Source organism: Aeromonas sp. ASNIH7, assembly GCF_002903485.1.
Lineage (GTDB): Bacteria > Pseudomonadota > Gammaproteobacteria > Enterobacterales > Aeromonadaceae > Aeromonas > Aeromonas caviae.
The window spans coordinates 768,691-787,816 of record NZ_CP026226.1 but is presented as its reverse complement, the minus strand read 5'-3'; the positions used below and the strand labels follow the sequence as shown (position 1 = coordinate 787,816).

At 65.6% G+C, this 19,126-nt stretch carries 17 protein-coding genes and 1 pseudogene; 11 read left to right on the top strand and 7 right to left on the bottom strand.

Going from position 1 to position 19,126, the window contains the following annotated elements; all coding sequences use genetic code 11:
- Positions 1-15: 15 nt before the first annotated feature.
- The 4 genes from C2U47_RS03510 to slyA all read right to left on the bottom strand — a co-directional run bounded on the left by C2U47_RS03510 (position 16) and on the right by slyA (position 3,128).
- A complete protein-coding gene (locus C2U47_RS03510; protein ID WP_010673456.1) occupies positions 16-375 on the bottom strand; it encodes an MliC family protein in 360 nt (119 codons plus the stop codon).
- 183 nt (positions 376-558) lie between these two features.
- Positions 559-1,587: a DUF2955 domain-containing protein gene (locus tag C2U47_RS03505; RefSeq protein WP_010673457.1), complete on the bottom strand. Its 1,029-nt coding sequence runs from the start codon at positions 1,585-1,587 to the stop codon at positions 559-561.
- A 10-nt stretch (positions 1,588-1,597) separates the two neighbouring features.
- Positions 1,598-2,653 carry an HlyD family secretion protein gene (locus tag C2U47_RS03500; protein ID WP_103261452.1) on the bottom strand — a complete coding sequence of 352 codons (1,056 nt, stop codon included), beginning with the start codon at positions 2,651-2,653 and terminating at the stop codon, positions 1,598-1,600.
- A gap of 1 nt (position 2,654) precedes the next feature.
- Positions 2,655-3,128, bottom strand: coding sequence for a transcriptional regulator SlyA (gene slyA, locus C2U47_RS03495; RefSeq protein WP_010673459.1), 474 nt, complete (start codon positions 3,126-3,128; stop codon positions 2,655-2,657).
- 258 nt (positions 3,129-3,386) lie between these two features.
- Here slyA and C2U47_RS03490 point away from each other — a divergent pair, with 258 nt between their 5' ends.
- Together C2U47_RS03490 and C2U47_RS03485 are read left to right on the top strand one after the other, a co-directional pair.
- On the top strand, positions 3,387-4,952 hold the full coding sequence (locus C2U47_RS03490) for an ATP-binding protein (protein WP_043152340.1): 1,566 nt from the start codon (positions 3,387-3,389) through the stop codon (positions 4,950-4,952).
- Positions 4,953-4,955: 3 nt separating this feature from the next.
- Positions 4,956-5,648 carry a response regulator gene (locus C2U47_RS03485; protein ID WP_043152342.1) on the top strand — a complete coding sequence of 231 codons (693 nt, stop codon included), beginning with the start codon at positions 4,956-4,958 and terminating at the stop codon, positions 5,646-5,648.
- A 115-nt stretch (positions 5,649-5,763) separates the two neighbouring features.
- On the opposite strand, the gene C2U47_RS03480 is transcribed toward C2U47_RS03485, so the two are convergent.
- Entirely contained in the window at positions 5,764-6,672 is a 909-nt protein-coding gene (locus C2U47_RS03480) for a LysR family transcriptional regulator (RefSeq protein ID WP_043152344.1), read from the bottom strand.
- Positions 6,673-6,771: 99 nt separating this feature from the next.
- Here C2U47_RS03480 and C2U47_RS03475 point away from each other — a divergent pair, with 99 nt between their 5' ends.
- Entirely contained in the window at positions 6,772-7,755 is a 984-nt protein-coding gene (locus C2U47_RS03475; protein ID WP_103261451.1) for an aldo/keto reductase, read from the top strand.
- Entirely contained in the window at positions 7,752-8,156 is a 405-nt protein-coding gene (locus tag C2U47_RS03470; protein ID WP_039039282.1) for a carboxymuconolactone decarboxylase family protein, read from the top strand. Before C2U47_RS03475 ends, C2U47_RS03470 begins: the two co-directional genes overlap by 4 nt.
- A 95-nt stretch (positions 8,157-8,251) precedes the next feature.
- Here C2U47_RS03470 and C2U47_RS03465 read toward each other — a convergent pair whose 3' ends face one another.
- On the bottom strand, positions 8,252-9,139 hold the full coding sequence (locus C2U47_RS03465; protein ID WP_010673465.1) for a DMT family transporter: 888 nt from the start codon (positions 9,137-9,139) through the stop codon (positions 8,252-8,254).
- 96 nt (positions 9,140-9,235) lie between these two features.
- Between C2U47_RS03465 and C2U47_RS03460 the strand changes: the two genes are divergently transcribed.
- A complete protein-coding gene (locus C2U47_RS03460) occupies positions 9,236-10,030 on the top strand; it encodes an AraC family transcriptional regulator (RefSeq protein ID WP_103261450.1) in 795 nt (264 codons plus the stop codon).
- 51 nt (positions 10,031-10,081) lie between these two features.
- On the opposite strand, the gene exaC is transcribed toward C2U47_RS03460, so the two are convergent.
- Entirely contained in the window at positions 10,082-11,599 is a 1,518-nt protein-coding gene (exaC, locus tag C2U47_RS03455) for an acetaldehyde dehydrogenase ExaC (protein ID WP_103261449.1), read from the bottom strand.
- 290 nt (positions 11,600-11,889) lie between these two features.
- On the opposite strand from exaC, the pseudogene C2U47_RS03450 reads away from it, so the two are divergent.
- From C2U47_RS03450 to C2U47_RS03425, 6 genes and pseudogenes are all read left to right on the top strand, one after another.
- Positions 11,890-13,565 (top strand): annotated as a pseudogene (locus C2U47_RS03450) (sigma-54-dependent Fis family transcriptional regulator).
- A gap of 303 nt (positions 13,566-13,868) precedes the next feature.
- Complete coding sequence (locus tag C2U47_RS03445) at positions 13,869-15,155, top strand: GGDEF domain-containing protein (protein ID WP_043152359.1); 1,287 nt, start codon at positions 13,869-13,871, stop codon at positions 15,153-15,155.
- A 68-nt stretch (positions 15,156-15,223) separates the two neighbouring features.
- Positions 15,224-15,634 (top strand): VOC family protein, encoded by a 411-nt coding sequence (locus C2U47_RS03440; protein ID WP_010673470.1) that lies wholly within the window; start codon positions 15,224-15,226, stop codon positions 15,632-15,634.
- Between the two features lie 102 nt (positions 15,635-15,736).
- Positions 15,737-16,426 (top strand): phosphate regulon transcriptional regulator PhoB, encoded by a 690-nt coding sequence (gene phoB, locus C2U47_RS03435; protein WP_010673471.1) that lies wholly within the window; start codon positions 15,737-15,739, stop codon positions 16,424-16,426.
- Between the two features lie 72 nt (positions 16,427-16,498).
- Positions 16,499-17,794: a phosphate regulon sensor histidine kinase PhoR gene (gene phoR, locus C2U47_RS03430; RefSeq protein WP_010673472.1), complete on the top strand. Its 1,296-nt coding sequence runs from the start codon at positions 16,499-16,501 to the stop codon at positions 17,792-17,794.
- Positions 17,795-18,066: 272 nt separating this feature from the next.
- The gene (locus C2U47_RS03425) at positions 18,067-19,041 is read left to right on the top strand and encodes a PstS family phosphate ABC transporter substrate-binding protein (RefSeq protein WP_010673473.1); all 975 of its coding nucleotides are present in this window, start codon (positions 18,067-18,069) and stop codon (positions 19,039-19,041) included.
- Positions 19,042-19,126 lie beyond the last annotated feature (85 nt).

The following is a 19,126-nucleotide window of genomic DNA, read 5'->3' as shown; positions in this document are numbered from 1 at the left end:
CCATGACGGCGCGGATCACTGCTCCTTGCAGTCGTTGTAGCGGCTCTGCCACTCCCCGGCGTCATCACGCATCTCGACGAACCCCTCCTTGCCCTTGTTCCACCAGACCACCTCGTGATCGTCGGTATAGCGGGCGCCGGAGGCGGAAACCGCCTGTGGCAGGGTGTAATCCTTGCCATCGGGGAGGGAGAGCTTGACGAAGTTCAGGCTCTCGTCCGAGAGGGAGAAGTAGCGAACCTGCACTTTCTGGTTCTGTTCACACAGATAGGTGACGGGATCGCCGCCGGTCACTCCCAGCTTGCCGCTGCCCAGATCGCAGCCGCCGAGCAGGGTGATGGCGCCCGCCCCCAGTAGAAAGAGCTTGGCGTGTTTCATGTTTGATCCTCACAACGGTGTCATATGGCCTTGAGCCTAACAGGATGAGGCACAACTGCAACCTCGTGGCAGGAGCCCTGCGTCGGGATGCGTCCGTCTCCCTCTGGTCCGTGGGGCAGGCAAAAAAACGCCCCGGCAGGCAAGCGGGGCGAAAGGGAGCCATCCAATGGCTGCAGAAAAGGGTCAGTGGCCGAACCGTGTCGCCTCGAAGCGATTGAGCAGCCGGTGGATGAGGTAGCAGGCGAGCAGGGTGACCACGATGGCAAAGAGGATGCTGCTCACCCGATAGAGGGCGCTGAACACCAGGTCGTTGCCCGGGGTCAGGTACTGGCCGAACAGGATGCCGAGGGTGGTGAGGGCACCGAAGCCGACTCCGGAGCCGCTCGCCTCCTTCACATGGGCATAGCTGAACAGCATGGCACCGAGCCAGAGCACCGGGGTCACCAGCAGCAGCAAGCCGGACCAGTCATAGAGCACCAGTTGCCCCAGGATGCCGAAACTCACCCCCAGCAGGGTGCCCATGGCCCGCTTGCGGGCATAGTCTAGGGCGCCGTTCCAGTGCATGGGGAAGAGCAGCAGCAGGGTGGTGGCCTGGGCGGACATGGAGTCGCGCAGATCGAAGATCTGGAACACCAGGAACGAGAGGGTCGCGATGGACGCTCCCAGCAGGGCTTCGTGGCGCATCCGGTGCGGCGCCTTGGGGGAGGGGGCCGGCCTGGGGCGCTCCTCCACATCCGGAATGAGGGCCGTCATCAGATAGGCGATGAGCACCGACAGGACGCTGGCCCAGAGGTTGCTGAAGATGAGGTCGTTCAGATCAATCCCGGGGTAGCTGGCAAAGTGCAGCATGATGCTGAGGCTGAGCACCCCGTTGGCACCGAACAGGAACAGGCTGCCCCGGGACATGGCGGCGAAACGGTAGAGGAAGAGCAAAAAGACCAGGGGGGTCATGAGCCCCGGGTGGCCGCCAAACAGGCCGCCGAGCAGTCCCACTTCCAGACCGCACATGGCGGCGGAGGCGATGAGCTGGCGGGCGGCGTGACCGTTCATCACCGGCACCAGGCCGAGCAGCAGCACCGGGGTGACGGTGAAGAAGACCCCGTTGCTCCAGCCGAAGATCTTGCACAGCACAAACCCCAGGGTGCAGCCAAAGGCGATGCGCAGACACTGGCGCAGTTCGTTGGGGGTGAGGGGTCTGTGCCACAGGTTCATGGTCATCATCTCAATAGATGTAGTGCAGCAGGCTGAGCAGACGGATCTGGCCGCGGGCCAGCAGCCCGGTCAGGGTGTTGTCCGGCAGCAGCTGCACCGTGGCGCGAGCCCCGGCCGGCAGGTGGGCGGGCAGTTGCTCCAGGGTCAGGTGCAGGCGCAGGCGCTGGGCATCCCGCACCCAGCGATCGGACTCGACGGGGTTCGCAAGCTGGCCGTTGGCGTCAAACTGGCCGGCGCTGACCCCGGCATCCAGGCTGGCGACGCGGGCAGGATAGAGACGACCGGGCTCGCCGTCGAAGGCGACGAGGGCCTGACTGCCGGCGCTGACGTGGCGCAGGCTCTTCTCGCGAAAATCGGCGATCACGTCCACCTGCTCGGAGACCAGGGCCAGCAGGGGGGAGCCCGCATTGGCCACGCTGCCAGGCTTGAGCTGCAGGTTGGTGATGATGCCGTCCTGGCTCGCATGAACCCGGCTGTAGGCGAGGTTGAGCTCGGCCTGGGCGAGGCGGTTGCGGGCCTGGCGCAGCAGCAGGTTGTCTTCCCCTGGCAAGCCGCGGTTGACGCGGGCCTGCTCTACCCGGGCCTGGCTGCCGAGCAGGTTGGCACGGGCGGTGCGGGCGGCGCTGTCGGCGTCATCTTTCTGCTGTTCAGAGACCATGTGACGGCGGTAGAGGGCGTCGATGCGCGCCGCTTCCCGCTGTTTCTGGTCGGCCTGGGTGCGCAGCGAGCTGTACTCCGCTTCGTAGGCGGTCAGGGTCGCGTCCAGCTGGCGGTTCTGCTGCCTGGCCTGATCCAGGGCGAGCCTGGCCTGATCCACGGCGAGCTGGAAGGGTTCCGGGTCGAGGGCGAACAGCAGATCCCCCTGCTTGGCGTGCTGGTTGTTGGCGACGGCGACTTCGACCACCTTGCCGCTGACCTGGGGGGCCATCCGGGTGACGACCCGGGTGGCCATGGCCTGGGGGGTCAGGGGCATCTTGATGTCGGCCAGCAGAAAGTAGCCAAACACCAGGACGAAGCAGACGATGGCCCACTTTATCCAGCGCTTGAATTGTTGATCCGGTGTCATCTTATTCTCTCTCTTCGTGCTGTGCGGCTATCTTGCCGAGGGCGTTGGCGGAGATGCGGTGCACAATGTCTTCAAACTGGGCCAGCTCCTGCTGGCTGATGCCGGTGAGCAGCTCCCGGCGCACGGCGATGATGCGGCCCTCGATCTGATCGAGCAGCGCCTTGCCCGCCGGGGTCAGGGTGACGATGCGGGCCCGCTTGTCCTGGCTGCAGCAATGGCGCTCGATCAGCCCCTGCTCCTCGAGCTGACCCAGGGTCCGCATCAGGGAGGGGAGCTCTATCTCCAGGGCCTCGGCCAGGGTCTTCTGGCTGAGGTGGCCGCCGAGGCGGCTGAGTTTCCACAGGGCGGTCCAGCGGGGATGGGTGAGCCCCAGAGGCGCCAGCTCGAGATCGGCCACGGTGCGCCAGAGCCGGTGCAATCGCCCCAGCTGCTCGGCGAGGGAGAGTTCTCGCAACATCTCCAGATCCTTTTTCATGACGGGCACCTCAATTACTTAGCTTGCGAAGCATTATATTTATTTCGCAGGCTAAGTAAATAGTGTGATACAGCTCACGTTCAGGTTTTTTGCCCGGGCCGTGGTGTTTAAGTTTTTATATGGCTTTGCGGGCCAGCTAACCGACAACGGCCGGAGGAGGCGTTAGAGTGGCCACCTTTGAGGTGCGCCAGGCTGGCCATTGACCCGGCGGGGCGACACCCTCACCCTGGGCTTTCCCGTCCGCTGCAAGGTTGAACGATGAAACTGCGCCACCAGCTAGTCACCCTCTCGCTTGGCTTGTCACTGCTGCTGATCCTGATCCTGGGCTGTCTGCTCGCCCTCTTCATGCGCCACCTGCTGGAGAACAACCTGAAGGAGAAGGGGAGCGATCTGGCCCGGGTGCTGGCGGCGGACAGCCGGGTGGTCCAGGCCCTGGAGAAGGGGAGCGATCCCGGGCTGCGGGATTATGTGCAGGGGATCTGCAGCCGCACCGATGCCGCCTACATGGTGGTGACCGACGAACATGCCAGGCGCCTGAGCCACCCCTCGCCCGAGCTGGTGGGCCAGACCTTCCGGGGGGAGGACATCTGGCCTGCACTCCAGTCGCGCGAGAGCTACTGCTCCCGGGACGTGGGCACCCTGGGCCCCGCCATCCGCTGCTTCGCTCCCGTGGTGGGGCCCGATGGCCAGGCCATCGGCGCGGTGGCGGTGGGTTATCTGATGCGCACCGTGGAGGGCACCTATCAGGAGCGGATCGCCCTGTTGGTCGGCGCCATTGCAGCGGTGCTGGGGTGCGGCCTGCTGCTGGCGCTCTGGGTGCAGCACCTGCTGCGCCGCACCCTGCTGGATCTGGAGCCGGAAACCATCGCCAATCGCTTCGCCCAGCAGGATCTGGTGCTGGAGGGGATCTCGGAGGGGATAGTGGCCCTGGACAACCAGCACAGGATCACCATGCTCAACAGCGCAGCCTTCTATCAGTTGCGACTGCCCGGCACCGGGCGCCACGCCCTGCTGGGCCGCTCCCTGGCGGAGCTGGCCCCCGGCCTCGTGCCCACGTTGCAGCAAGGGGGGGCGGTCAGGTTCACCGTGCAGGGGGATGACTTCGTCGGCCACTGGCAGGAGCTCAGCGGTCGCGAGCCGGGGCGCATGCTCATCTTCAGCCGGCCAGACGGCACCGGCAGCCTGGGCATGCAGGTGACCCACCTGCGCCAGTACGGCGAGATGCTGCGCATCCAGACCCATGAATTCGCCAACAAGCTCAGCAGCCTCTCCGGTCTGCTCCAGCTCGGCCACGTGGAGCAGGCGGTAGACCTCATCCAGCAGGAGAACGAAGCCTGCCAGAACATGTTGCAGGATCTGCTGCGGGTCATCGAGAACAAGCCGGTGGCCGGGCTCATCCTCGGCAAGTTCAGCCGGGCGCGGGAGCTGGGGGTGGAGCTGGTGCTGGATGCGGGGTCGGCCCTCGGGGAGTATCCGGCCGAGGTGTCGGCGGATCTCATCACCTGCATCGGCAACCTGCTGGACAACGGCATTCGCGCCGCCTGGGGGAACCGCGAGCACGCCGCTCCCAGGGTGCTGCTCTCCCTCGATGATCTGGGGCGGCGGCTGGTGATCGAGGTGGAGGACAGTGGCGAGGGGGTGGACGAGGCGCTGGCGGATCACCTGTTCGACTACGGTGTCAGCCGCCAGACCGGGGATCACGGGGTCGGCCTCTTCCTGGTCAAGAAGACGGTGGCCAGGCGGGGGGGCGTGATAGAATGGCGCCGCACCGCCGAGCAGACGACCCTGTTTGGTATCTATTTGAATAAAAACCAATTGGTGTAAGTCATGAAGCCAATCTTCACGCTGATTATCGAGGATGACGAGCGGATAGGCGCCATGTTGGGGGAGCTGGTCTCCTCCACGGCCGGGTTCTCCCTGATGGGGCGGGCCGGCACCCTGGCCGAGGCGGATCGCCTGATGGCGGGGAGCGAGCCCCGCTTGCTGATGGTCGACATCTCCCTGCCCGATGGCTCGGGCCTGGAGTGGGTGAGCCGGCTGCGCAGCCACAACCGGGAGGTGATGGTGATGATGGTGACCGCCTCCTGCGACGTGGAGACCATACAGCAGGCCCTCAACCTGGGCGTGCAGGACTACGTCATCAAGCCGCTGCGGCTGTTTCGCATCCAGCAGAGCCTGGAGGAGATCCTGGTCCTGCATCGCCGCCTTTGCGAGCCGGGGGAGCTGGCCCAGAGCGACCTGGACCGCCTGATGGGCAAGGCGCGCAACCAGGGGCGGGAGGCGCGGGAAACCCCCAAGGGGATCGACGCCATCACCCTGCGCCAGGTGCTGGATCTGCTGGCGGGGGAGCCGGACAACACCTTCTCCACCGACACCGTGGCCCTGCGCCTCTCCCTGAGTCGCACCACGGCCCGCCGCTACCTGGAGTTTCTGGAGTCAGAAGATCGGCTGGACGTGGAGCTCAGCTACGGCCAGCGCGGCCGCCCGGAGCGGCGCTACCACTGGCGCCGGGAGTCGTGACCCCGTCGCGGGCACAACGCCGAAGAGGCCGCGCACACCATGCTGCGCAGGCCGCGCAGATAAAAGGGAGCCTTTGAGCTCCCTTTTGTTTCGCCCCGATGCGACCCGGCCCGCTCTATCTGGGGTCGCCCGAGAAGGGGTGCAGGGCGGTACGGGCGCGCTCGAACAGGGCGATGAGGTGATCCGCCACGGCCCGCACCCGCCGGGAGTGGGCGAGATCGCTGTGGAGCACCAGCCAGATGGGCTGATCCACCCCGAGCTCCGGCAGCAGGCAGACCAGATCCGTCTGGCGGGCCAGGTAGTGGGGCAGCACCGCGAGCCCCAGACCGGCCTGGGCGGCGGCGAGCTGGGCCGCCAGGGTGCCGGTCTCCACCCGGCAGGGGCGGCCGCGCAGCATGCGGGTCATCCATCTGGCTGCGGGCAGGTGGCTCTGGGTTTCGTTCCAGCCGATGAAGTCATCCTGATCGAAGCTGGCGGCATCCACCCCGGGGCTGCGGGCATCCAGGTAGGCGCCGGTCCCGTAGAGGCCAAAGCCCAGGGTGCCCAGGCGCCGCAGGGTGAGGTGGCCGGCATCGGGCTTGACCATGCGCACCGCGAGATCGGCATCGCGCCGGTGCAGGTTCACCGTCTGCACCCCGGTGACCAGCTCTACCCTCAGCTCGGGGTGCTGGGCAAAGAGCGTCGGCAGGGAGGGGATGATGAGGGGATTGGCCAGGTTCTCGGCAGTGGCGAGGCGCACTGTGCCGGCCACCTGTCCCTGCAACTGCCCCGCCTCGCCAAAGGCCAGTCCCGCATGTTCCAGCGCCTCGGCTCGCTCAAGCAGGGCCTCCCCGTCGTCGGTCAGGCGATAGCCCTGCTGGTGGCGGCTGAACAGGGGCAGGCCGAGGGCCGCCTCCAGCCTGTCCAGGCGCCGGGAGACGGTGGCCACCCCCATGCGAAGGGCGTGGGCGGCACCGCTCAGGGTGCCGCTGCGGGCGATGGCCAGGAAGACGCGGGCGTCGTCCCAGAGCAGGGGATCGTGCATAGTGTTTCCATAATCGGAAAATAGGTTGCCAGTTATCTCTATATCTCATTCATTTTCGGAAGACCATACTCCCCTGCAACTTGTCAGGGAGAAAATGCGATGCAACGACGAACACTGGGAGCCAACCTGCAGGTCTCTGCCCTGGGGCTGGGCTGCATGGGGATGAGCGAATTCTACGGGCCGCGGGACGATGAGACGTCCTTGCGGGTGCTGGCGGAGGCGGTGGAGCGGGGCATCGACCTGCTCGACACCGCCGACATGTACGGCCCCCACCACAACGAGGCGCTGATCGGGCGTTTTCTCGCGACCCGGCGGGGGCAGGTGAAGGTCGCCACCAAGTTTGGCATCGTGCGCCAGCACGGGGAGTACAGGCGTACCCTCGACAACAGCGCCCGCTATGCACGCCAGAGCTGCGAGGGTTCCCTGCGCCGCCTCGGCATCGAGCAGATCGATCTCTACTATGTGCACCGCCTCGATTCGGCCCATCCCGTCGAGGAGACCATGGCCGGGCTGGCGCAGCTGGTGCAGGAGGGCAAGATAGCCCGCATCGGTCTGTGCGAGGTGAGCGAGGCCACCCTGAGGCGCGCCCATGCCGTGCACCCGGTGGCGGCGGTGCAGACCGAATACTCCCTCTGGACGCGGGAGGTGGAGGCGGCGGTGCTGCCCGCCTGCCGGGAGCTGGGGATTGGTCTGGTGGCCTACTCCCCCTTGGGGCGCGGGTTTCTGACCGGGCGTTACCAGCAGGAGGCGGTGTTCGAGGAGGGGGATTTTCGGGCCGGTCTGCCGCGCTTTCAGGGGGAGAACCTCGCCACCAACCGCACCCTGGTGCAGGCGGTCATGGCCCTGGCGCAGCAGAAGGGATGCTCGGCGGCGCAGATAGCCCTGGCCTGGCTGCTGGCGCAGTGGGAGGGGATAGTGCCCATCCCCGGCACCCGGCGCCTGACCCACCTTGAGGATAACCTCGGCGCCCTCTCGGTGCGCCTCTCCCCAGCGGAGCTCGGGGCCCTGGGACAGGCCATCCGGACCCTGCCGGTGGCGGGGGAGCGCTATACCGCCGAGGGGATGAAGGGGGTGAACGCATGAGCGGCTCGCACACGGATCGCCGTGAACGGGCGTTCGCGCTGCTGGCCCGGCTCGATCCCCAGGCGCCCACGCGGGTCGCCGCCAGCCTGGATGCCCTGTCACCGGAGCTTGCCGAGCTGGTGCTGGGGTTTGCCTTTGCCGATGTGCTCGCCCGTCCCGGCATCGATCTCTGCACCCGCGAGATGCTCACGGTGGCGACCCTGATGGGAATGGGCACGGCGCCCGGACAGCTCGAGTTCCATATCCGGGCCGCCCTCAATGTGGGGGTCAGCCGGGAGACCATCATCGAGATCCTGCTCCAGGTCGCCGTCTATGCCGGAGTGCCCGCCTGCATGAATGGCATCAGTGCGGCCCGCAGCGCCTTCGCCGCCCATGACAAGGGGCGGGGGGGCAGGGATTAAGGAGGAGACGCCACCCTGACGAAAAGGTCAGGTGTGCCCTGACGAGGGCAGCAAGAAGGGAGCCGAGGCTCCCTTCTTTCATGGTGCTGGCCGGCTCAAGCCCCTTCCGGCAGAGGACGGCGTACCCTCGGCTTGAGCTGGGAGAGCATGACCCCGGTCAGGATGAGGCCGCCCCCCAGCAGGTGATAGCCGTGGATGGGCTCCCCCAGGGTGATGACGGCGATGAGGGCCGTGCACAGGGGCATCAGGTTCATGAAGACCGAAGTGCGCTCCGCCCCCAGGGTGGCGAGGCCGCGCATCCAGCAGTAGGCGGCGAAGATGGAGGAGGCGAGGCCGGCGAACAGCACCATGCTCCAGCCCTGGGCGGGAATGGCCAGGGAGTCGGCAGAGAGGGCCACCGGGATGAGCAGCAGCACCGCCAGCAGGATCTGCAGGTAGAGGTTGAGCCAGGGGCCGAACGGCAGTTGCCAGCGGCGGATCAGCAGGCCATAGAGGGCATAGCTGGCCGCCCCCAGCAGCATCATGCCGTCGCCGGGGTTGATGCCGCTGTGCAGCAGTGCCAGGGGATTGCCCTGACCCAGCAGCCAGAGCACCCCGAACAGGGAGAGGCTCATGCCGAGCAGCGCCTGCTTGCCCGGCTTCTGGCCAAAGCAGCAGGCCCCGATGAGCAGGGTGAGCAGGGGCAGCAGGGAGCCGATGACCCCCATGTTGGTGGCCGAGGTGCTGTGGGCGGCGTAGTAGGCGAGGCACTGGTAGAGCACCATGCCGAGCAGGGAGAGCACCAGCAGCTTGCCGAGCCAGGGGCGGATGTCGGCCCGGCGGCGCCAGAGCTGCGGCAGGCAGAAGGGGGAGAGCGCGAGGGCGGCGATCACCCAGCGATAGAAGGAGATGGCGGCGGGATCCAGCACGCCGGCGGCGGCCTTGGAGACCACGGTATTGGCGGCCCAGATCAGGATGGCGAGCAGGGGGAAGAGAAAAGGCATAGGCACTCCTTGGTACGATGGGGAGAGTCTAGCCTTGTCTTGAACGAGGTAAGTAGCGTAAATAAGACATGTCATAACCGCTTTGGGACAATCTGCATGGGCACCCTCACCCTGGCCGAGCAAGATCGCCTGCTGGCCGACCCCAACCCCCTCTACTTTCGCTACAGCCAGATCCAGGGGGGCAACGCCTGCGCCGAGCACGCCCACCCCTGGGGTCAGCTCAGCCTCATCAGCCTGGGGGTCATGGTGGTGGAGGTGGGGGGAGAGCGGCTGGTGGCGCCCCCGGACTACCTCATCTGGGTGCCGGCGAACCTGCCCCACACCGCCTTCAACGAGCAGACCCTGGATTACACCTCCATCTACGTGAGCCACGCCCTGGCACCGCGCCTGCCACGAGCCCCCCAGCTGCTGGCCCTCACCCCCTTGCTGCGGGCCCTGCTGGAGGACTTCACCCAGCGCCGGGTCGGGCACATGGAGGATGAGTGGGATGCCCGTCAGGGTGAGCTCTTCATCGAGAAGCTGGCCCGCACCCGTTGCCAGCCGAGCTACCTGCCCCAGAGCCGGGATCGCCTGCTGGCACCCTTGCTGGCGGCATTGCAGGCGGCGCCGGAGGACAACCGCACGCTGGTGGAGTGGGCCAGGGCGCTGCACACCACGGAGCGCACCCTGGCGCGGCGCTGCCAGAAGGAGCTTGGCATGAGCCTCGGCCAGTGGCGCACCCGGCTGCGGCTGGTGAAGGCGCTGGACTGGTTGCGGGGCGAGATGCCGGTGCAGGAGATCGCCTGGCGCCTCGGTTACGCCTCCACCTCGGCTTTCATCGCCATGTTCCAGCGCGAACAGGGCTGCGCCCCCCAGCGCTATCGCCAGCAGCTGGGCCAACCCGTGGCCTGAACCGCATGAAAAAGGGCGCCCGCAGGCGCCCTTGTGGATCACGGGATGGGCTTAGAAGAAGCCGAGGGGGTTGATGTCGTGGCTCACCAGCAGGTTCTTGGTGTTCTGGTAGTGGTCCAGCATCATCTTGTGGGTCTCGCGACCGATCCCCGACTTCTTGTAGCCGCCAAAGGCCGCGTGGGCCGGGTAGGCGTGGTAGCAGTTGACCCAGACCCGGCCGGCCTGGATGCCGCGCCCCATGCGCCAGGCCAGATTGCTGTCCCGGGTCCACAGGCCCGCCCCCAGCCCGTACTGGGTGTCGTTGGCAATGGCCAGGGCATCCGCCTCGTCCTTGAAGGTGGTGACCCCGAGCGCCGGCCCGAAGATCTCCTCCTGGAACACCCGCATCTTGTTCTGGCCCGAGAAGATGGTGGGCTGGATGTAGAAGCTCCCCTCCAGCCCGCTCACCTTGGCCGGGCCGCCGCCCAGCAGCATCTTGGCCCCTTCGCCGCGGCCGATCTCCATGTAGCTCAGGATCTTGTCGAACTGCTCGCGGGACGCCTGGGCCCCCACCTGGGTCGTGGTGTCGAGGGGGTTGCCCTGCACGATGGTGCGGGCGCGGGCCAGCACCCGGTCCATGAAGTCGTCATAGATGCTGGCCTGCACCAGGGCGCGGGAGGGGCAGGTACACACCTCCCCCTGGTTGAAGAAGGTCATCAGCATCCCTTCCACCGCCTTGTCGATGTAGCTGCTCTCGTGCTGCATCACGTCGGCGAAGTAGATGTTGGGGGACTTGCCACCGAGCTCCACGGTGGAGGGGATCAGCTTGTCAGCGGCGCAGCGCAGGATATGGGCGCCCACCTCGGTGGAGCCGGTAAACGCCAGCTTCTGGATCCGGTTGCTGGTGGCGAGCGCCTGGCCCGCCTCGGCGCCGAAGCCGTTGACCACGTTGACCACGCCGGGGGGCAGGATGTCCTTGATGAGATCCATCATCAGCATGATGGTGACCGGGGTCTGCTCGGCGGGCTTGAGCACGCTGCAGCAGCCGGCCGCCAGTACCGGGGCCAGCTTCCAGGCGGCCATCAGCAGGGGGAAGTTCCACGGGATGATCTGGCCGACCACGCCGATGGGCTCCTTGAAGTGGTAGCTGACGGTGTTCTGGTCCAGCTCGGCGGCGGAGCCCTCCTGGGCGCGGATGCAGCCGGCGAAGTAGCGGAAGTGATCCACCACCAGGGGCAGGTCGGCGGCCAGGGTCTCGCGCACCGCCTTGCCGTTCTCCCAGGTCTCGGCGACGGCGAGCACTTCAATGTTCTGTTCGATGCGATCGGCGATGCGCAGCAGCAGGTTGCTGCGCTCGGTGACGCTGGTCTTGCTCCAGCTGGCGAACGCCTTGTGGGCCGCGTCCAGGGCGAGCTCGATGTCGGCGGCGTCGGAGCGGGCCACCTCGCAGAATACCCGGCCATCCACCGGCGAGATGTTCTCGAAATAGCGGCCGGCGCGCGGCGCCACCCAGTCGCCACCGATGAAGTTGTCATAACGGGATTTGAAGCTGACCAGGGCACCTGCCTGACCGGGAGCGGTATAAATCATCTCATCATCCTTATGTGTGTGTGGTCCTGACCGGCCTGGCGGGCAGTCCGGTTGCTTCCTGTCATCGCAAGGGGCGTGCCAGCGGGTGGCGCTCTACAGAAAAAGGTTGCAAAAACGTTATCAAACGGGGTGCCAAGGGGTATCTTGGTTAACCAGTGCCCCCCAGGACGGCCCCCGAACTGTGCCGTTTCTGAACATCGGGTGTGACACTGTGCCGTTTGTGAACAGGAGACGTGATGAAGGCGCTCCCCCAAGGCGGCCCTATTTGCGAGTGTGTAGAAGGAGGTGTGATGAGCGAGTTGCCTCAATCCGGTGCCAGCCCAATCCAGCGCTCCTGGGAGCGCTGCCTGCATCAGGGGCTGAGCCGCCAGCAGAGCGCCGAGCTGGACTTGCTGCCCCAGGGGGAGCTGTCGGCTCGCCAGGAGCAGCACAGGACGCTCATCGCCTGCTTCCAGCGCTTCGTGCTGCCGCTCTTTGGCCAGTTGCTGGCGGGGAGACCCTGTCGTCTGCTGTTGTGTGACGGCGAGGGGGCCATCCTCGCGGTGAGCGGAGACGACCGGTTTGCCCGCCATGCCGAGCGGATCTTCCTGCGCAGCGGCGCCCGCTGGGGGGAGGCGAGCAAGGGCACCAACGCCATCGGCACCGCGCTGGCCGAGCAGAGCGAGGTGCAGGTGCTGGGGGCGCAGCACTTCTTCGCCCAGCACAGTTTTCTCAGTTGCAGCGCCTGCCCCCTGCTCGGGCCGGACGGGCAACTGCTCGGCGTGCTCGACATCTCCACCGATGCGGCCCACCACGGGGGCGACATGCTGGGCACCGTGCGCCTCCTGGCCATGACCCTGGAAAACGCCCTGCTGGCCCGCCAGCCGGGCTGGCTGGTGGATCTCGATCCCCAGAGTCTCTGGTCTGCCCGCCTGCTGCTGGGGGAAGGGGGCGAGCTGCTCGGGGCCAACCGGGCCGGTCGGCTCTGGCTCGGCCAGCACCCCTTCGACGGTCAGCAGTTGCTGCGCGAGCGCCGCGGCCTGCGGCTGGTGCCGGAGGCGGGGGAGCGCGCCGCCAGGCTCCCCCTGCCGAGCGCGGTTGAGGAGGGGGGATCGCAGGCGCAGCAGGTGCCGCTCAAGATGCTGGAGCGGGGCATCTCATTGCTCATCGAGGGGGAGACCGGCAGCGGCAAGGAGCACCTGGTGCGCACCCTGCACGCCAGATCGAGCCGTCGGGAGCGCCCTCTGGTGTGCGTCAACTGCGGCGCCCTGCCGGCGGAGCTGGTGGAGGCCGAGCTGTTCGGCTACGTGGGGGGGCCTTCAGCGGTGCCCGCAGCCAGGGCAGCCAGGGCTATCTGCGCGCCGCCCACGGCGGCATCCTGATGCTGGATGAAATTGGCGAGCTGCCGCTCCAGGCCCAGACCCGGCTGCTGCGGGTGTTGCAGGAGCGCGTCGTCACCCCGGTAGGCAGCCACAGACCCGAGGCGGTGGATTTCTGGCTGGTCAGCGCCAGCCATCGGGATCTGGCGGCCATGGTGGCGGCCGGCACCTTTCGCGAAGATCTCTACTACCGCATCTGCGGCTGGCGCCAGCAACTGGCACCCCTGCGGGCCTGGTCGGTGCCCGAGCGTCAGGGGTTGATCCTGAACCTGCTCGCCCAGATGGACCCGGCGCTACAACTGAGCCGGGAGGCGGAGCAGCGGTTGCTGGCTCACCCTCTGCCCGGCAACGTGCGCCAGCTCAAACAGGCGCTGGAGGTGGCCTGTGTACTGGCAGAGGGGCAGGGCTGGATTGAACCTGCCCATCTGCATCTGCCCGCCGTGGAGGGGGGGCAGAGCTCACCTTTGGGAGGGAGTACCCTGCGCGAGCAGAGTCGGCAGCGGGTGCAGCAGACCCTGGCAGAGTGCGGCGGCAACGTGAGCGAGGCGGCGCGCCGTCTTGGCATCAGTCGCACTACCCTCTATCGGGCACTGCGGGAGGAGGGGTGAAGGGTGTCGCGCCGTCCAGCGCTTGTGTAGACTGGGGCACTGCGATGATTTTTCTTTATTTTTCAATGGCATGTAGTGCTCAGTGGTGAAAGGAATGATGACATCGGGAAGCCGCTTCCCCCGGAGCTGGCGTCCGCCTCTTGCGGTGCAATGCCGACAGGAATCAACCCGGCAGATGGTAGGCGACTGAGCCGACCCATGCCCCTGCGCCCATGAGGGCGCGTGTAATAACCTTGGATCTGGATCAGCACGGTGCGGAATCACAAGGTGTAGAGTAAAAGCTCTTTTTCAGGTGTGATTGCCATGACCCCATCCTATTCCCGCATGACCAATCTGTTGTTCTGGAGCCTGCTGCTCAGCAGCCTGCTGGCCATACTGGCGTTCGAGTTCGGCCCCGAGCGGCGGCTGGACATCCTGAGCCAGGCCGGCATCGCCGCCAGGGCCCAGGATGATCGCAGCCAGGGGGGCCACTCGGTCACCACGCTGATGGCCGATGGCGACAAGCCGGCCATCGACTGCCGGCTGCGTGCGGGCTACGCCTCCCCCTTCTGCGAGCTGATCCTGACCCTCTCTGCGCCGGAGCGGGGCATGGATCTCTCCCATTTCGATGGCGTGCGGGTCAAGTTGCGGGTGGAAGGGGAGGGGTCGCAGAGCTGGCGCCTCTATCTGCGCAACTATGATCCCGCCTACTCCATCGCCGGGGACGAGATCTCCCACAAGTTCAACGAGGTGCTCTTTCGCCCCGACGATTACGGCCGCATCCAGGACGTTCCCCTCAAGGTGTTCGCCCCCAGCTCCTGGTGGGTGCAGCAGTACCGGATCCCGCTGGCGCAGCAGGGCCCGGATCTGCACCATGTCTATGCCATCGAGCTTGCCACCGACGACAAGATGCAACCCGGGGACTACCGGCTGATCCTGGAGACGATGGAGTTTTATGGCCGCTGGGGCAAGCCGGGAGACTTCTACCGCCAGCTGCTGCTGGGCTGGCTGATTTACGGGATATTGCTGTTCCTGATCCAGTACCTGTGGATGGGGGATCGGCTGCGCAAGGCCCGTGAGGCGCGGCTGGCGGCGGAGGCCCTCAGCCAGAGCCTGAGCGAGCAGAACCGCCGCACCGAGGAGGAGGCCCGCTACGATCCCCTGACCGGGGCCCTCAACCGGCTCGGGGGGGAGAAGCTCTTGAGCGAGCTCGGCGAGATGCCGCTCTCCTTCATCTATATCGACATCGATCACTTCAAGGGGGTCAACGACACCCACGGCCACCCCATGGGGGACGAGGTGCTCAAGCACATGGTGAGCGAGCTGCTGCGCCATTGTGACAGCCTGTGCCGCCTGGTGCGCTGGGGCGGGGAGGAGTTCGTGCTGGTCTGTCTCCATTACGACGAGGGACGGGCCGCCGCCCTGGCGGAGCGGCTGAGAGCGGCGCTCGAGGCGTACAGAGGCTGGCCCCTCGGGCTCAGGATCACCGCCTCCTTCGGGGTGGCCGAGCGGCGCAAGGATAGCCTGGAGCAGGCGCTCAAGCGGGCCGACGAGGCGCTCTATCAGGCCAAGCAGAATGGTCGCAACCGGGTGGAGGTGGCGCCCGACTGAACCGGCGCTGGAGCCCATGGCCGGGCGGGGCTATCATGCGCCCCATCATCCATCCGAGGAGAGATGCCATGGCACAACACATTGGCGCCCTGACGCTGCTGGTGGCGGATTACGACGAGGCTATCGCCTTCTTCACCCGGGGAATGGGCTTCGAGCTATTGGAAGACACCCCCCTCGACGAGCCGGGCAAACCGGGCAAACGCTGGGTGCGGGTCGCACCCAAGGGGGCTCCCGGTTCCGCCCTGCTGCTGGCCCGCGCGGCCAACGAGGAGCAGCGCGCCGCCATCGGTCGCCAGGGGGGCGGTCGGGTCTTCCTGTTTCTCGAGACCGACGACTTCTGGGGCGATTACGAGCGGATGCAGGCCTATGGCGTTCATTTTTGTGAACAGCCGCGCCTCGAACCCTACGGCACCGTGGTGGTGTTCGAGGACATCAGTGGCAATCGCTGGGACCTGCTGCAACTCGCTGCTGCCAACTGAATCTGAAAACGTTTATCATCCCGCCCGTCATAAAGTCATAAAAGTGTCACAGAAAGTTCTAATAATTGGCGCACCCATCTTCACAGAGGAGAGAGAAGGGATATGGCTAAGCGAATTCTGGTGGTCGAGGACGAGGCACCGATCCGCGAAATGCTCTGCTTCGTGCTTGAGCAGAAGGGATATGAAACAGTAGAAGCTGAAGATTACGCCGATGGACTGGCAAAGGTGCGCGAACCCTACCCCGAACTCATCGTGCTGGACTGGATGATGCCAGGTGGCAGTGGTATCCAGTTCCTCAAGCAGCTCAAGCAGGATGAGATGACTCGCCAGATCCCGGTGGTGATGCTGACCGCCCGGGGCGAGGAAGAGGACAAGGTGCGCGGGCTCGAGGCCGGTGCCGACGACTACATCACCAAGCCCTTCTCCCCCAAGGAGCTCACCGCCCGCCTGCACGCCGTGATGCGCCGTGTCTCTCCCACCTCGGTGGACGAGGTGATCGAGGTGCAGGGGCTAAAGCTGGATCCCGTTTCCCACCGGGTCAGTGCCGAGGAGAAGGCTCTCGACATGGGGCCGACCGAATTCAAGCTGCTGCACTTCTTCATGACCCACCCCGAGCGGGTCTACAGCCGCGAACAGTTGCTCAACAACGTCTGGGGTACCAACGTGTATGTCGAGGACAGGACGGTGGACGTGCACATTCGCCGCCTGCGCAAGGCCATCGAAGAGACGGGGCACGACAGATTGATCCAGACGGTGCGCGGGGCCGGCTACCGCTTCTCGACCCGTCTCTAGGTCAGGGCCAGTGCCGCCAGCCCCTGCCGGCGGGCATTGGACCCGGCTCTTTGCTGTCTCTAGGAGATCTTAATGTTGCAACCTTACGCCTGGCGGCGACAGTTGTGGCGAATGGCGTTCTTCTACAGCCCCTTCGTCTTGGTAGGTTGGTTAATCGATCATCTCGTTCTCTGCCTGCTGGTGGCCACGGTGGTGCACCTGGTCTGGCACTACCGCTTCCAGAAGCGGCTGTCGGACTGGCTGTGGCACGATCGCAGCCTGGTGCCGCCCCACGGCAGCGGCAGCTGGGAGCACATCTTCAACGGTATCTACAAGTTGCAGCAGCGTCACCGGGCCCGGCGCCGGGAGCTGGCGGGCCTCATCCGCCGTTTTCGGGAAGGGGCGGAGGCGCTGCCCGATGCGGCCGTGGTGTTTCGCACCGACGGCAGCATCCTCTGGTGCAACCGGCTGGCGGAGCAACTGCTCGGCTTTCGCTGGCCCGAGGATGCCGGCCAGCACATCGGCAACCTGATCCGTCACCCCGCCTTCGTCGCCTATCTGGGCAAGGGGCAGTATGACGAGCCGTTCGAGATGCACTCCCCCATCAACGAGGAGAAGTTCCTCGAATTTCGCATCATGCCCTATGCGGAGGACCAGGCCATGCTGGTGGTGCGGGACGTGACCCGGCTGCGCAGCCTGGAGAAGACGCGCAAGCACTTCGTCTCCAACGTTTCTCACGAGCTGCGCACCCCCCTCACCGTGCTCAAGGGGTATCTGGAGATGACCGAGGAGCCGCCGCCCCCCGCCATGTGGGCCAAGGCGCACAAGGTGATGATGGAGCAGACGATCCGCATGGACAATCTGGTCAACCAGCTGCTCACCCTGTCGCGCATCGAGGCGGCGCCCACCGTGGATCTCTCCCATCTGGTGGACATGCCCGCCATGCTGGGGCTGCTGGAGCAGGAGGCGCGGGCGCTCTCCGGCGAGCGGGCCCACGAGATCGTCTTCATGGTTCAGCCCAATCTGCTGGTGCGCGGAGATCAGGATCAGTTGCGCAGCGCCGTCTCCAACCTGGTCTACAACGCCATCCACTACACCCCGGCGGGGCGCAAGATCACCGTGGAGTGGCGCAAGCAGGGGAGCATGGCGCTGTTTGCGGTGCAGGATGAGGGGGAGGGGATCCCCCCCGAGCATCTGGCGCGGCTCACCGAGCGGTTCTATCGGGTCGACAAGGCCCGCTCGCGCCACACCGGAGGGTCCGGGCTCGGCCTTGCCATCGTCAAGCATGCCCTGAGTCATCACGATGCCCATCTCGATATCGAGAGCCGGGTCGGTGCGGGCAGCCGCTTCAGCTTTCTCATTCCCGCCCGCATGGTGCTGGTGAAATAATATTTTGTGTCAATGTGTTAGCAACGAGAGAAGGGCTGCATCGCAGCCCTTTTTTCATCCGGGCCACTCTCGGCCCATGTCATCAAAGTGTCATATAAATTCCATAAATTTGTCACTGCCAGGCCAGATACTGGCGCCGTCTTAAAGAACGGACCTTCTGTAACACTGGAGAAGGAGTGGTGCTGGCCCACGGATCATTGCGATCGGGTGTCAACCACGTTAGACGTCAACCTGACGATTGCCTTCTGCAACCTTGGACTTGGAGAGATTGGATGAAACTCAACAAACTGGCTGGTGTCATCGGATTCACCGCAGCAACCCTGTTTTCTGTCAGCGCTCTGGCTGCCGGTGTGGATAAAGACCTGCCGGAATACACACCGACCAGCGGCATCTCGGGCAACCTGTCCTCTGTCGGCTCGGACACCCTGGCCAACATGATGACCCTGTGGGCCGAAGAATTTAAGCGCATGTATCCCAACGTCAACGTGCAGATCCAGGCCGCCGGTTCTTCCACTGCACCGACTGCCCTGACCGAGGGCGTCGCCCAGTTTGGCCCCATGAGCCGCGCCATGAAGGCCGGTGAAGAGGAGGCATTCGAGAAGCGCTACGGCTACAAGCCGACCGCCATCCGCGTCGCCGTCGATGCCCTGGCCGTGTTCGTCAACAAGGACAACCCCATCAAGGGGCTGACCATGTCGCAGATCGACGCCATCTTCTCCAGCACCCTCAAGTGCGGCGAAGCCAAGGCGGCCACCAAGTGGTCTGATCTGGGTCTGGACGGCAGCTGGTCCGGCAAGGATCTGCAACTGTTCGGTCGCAACTCCGTGTCCGGTACCTACGGTTACTTCAAGGAACACGCCCTGTGCAACGGTGACTTCAAGAGCGGCGTGAACGAGCAGCCGGGCTCCGCCTCCGTGGTACAGTCCGTCTCCTCCTCCCTGAACGGCATCGGCTACTCCGGTATCGGCTACGTCACCTCCGGGGTGCGCGCCGTTCCGCTCTCCAAGGATGGCAAGACCTTCATCGAGGCGAACTCCGACAACGCCATCACCGGCAAGTACCCGCTGTCGCGCTTCCTGTACGTCTACGTGAACAAGCATCCGAACAAGCCGCTCTCCCCGATGGAGCAGGAGTTTGTGAAGATGATGCTCTCCAAGGCGGGCCAGACCATCGTTGCCAAGGACGGCTATGTGCCGGTCCCGGCCAAGGTGGTTCAGGCCGACCTGAAGAAGCTGGGCATCATGTAACAGAACATGCCCTTGCAGAAAAACGAGCCCCATGCGGGCTCGTTTTCATTGGTGCGCCCCAGGATCTTTTTGGTCGCAGGGCGCA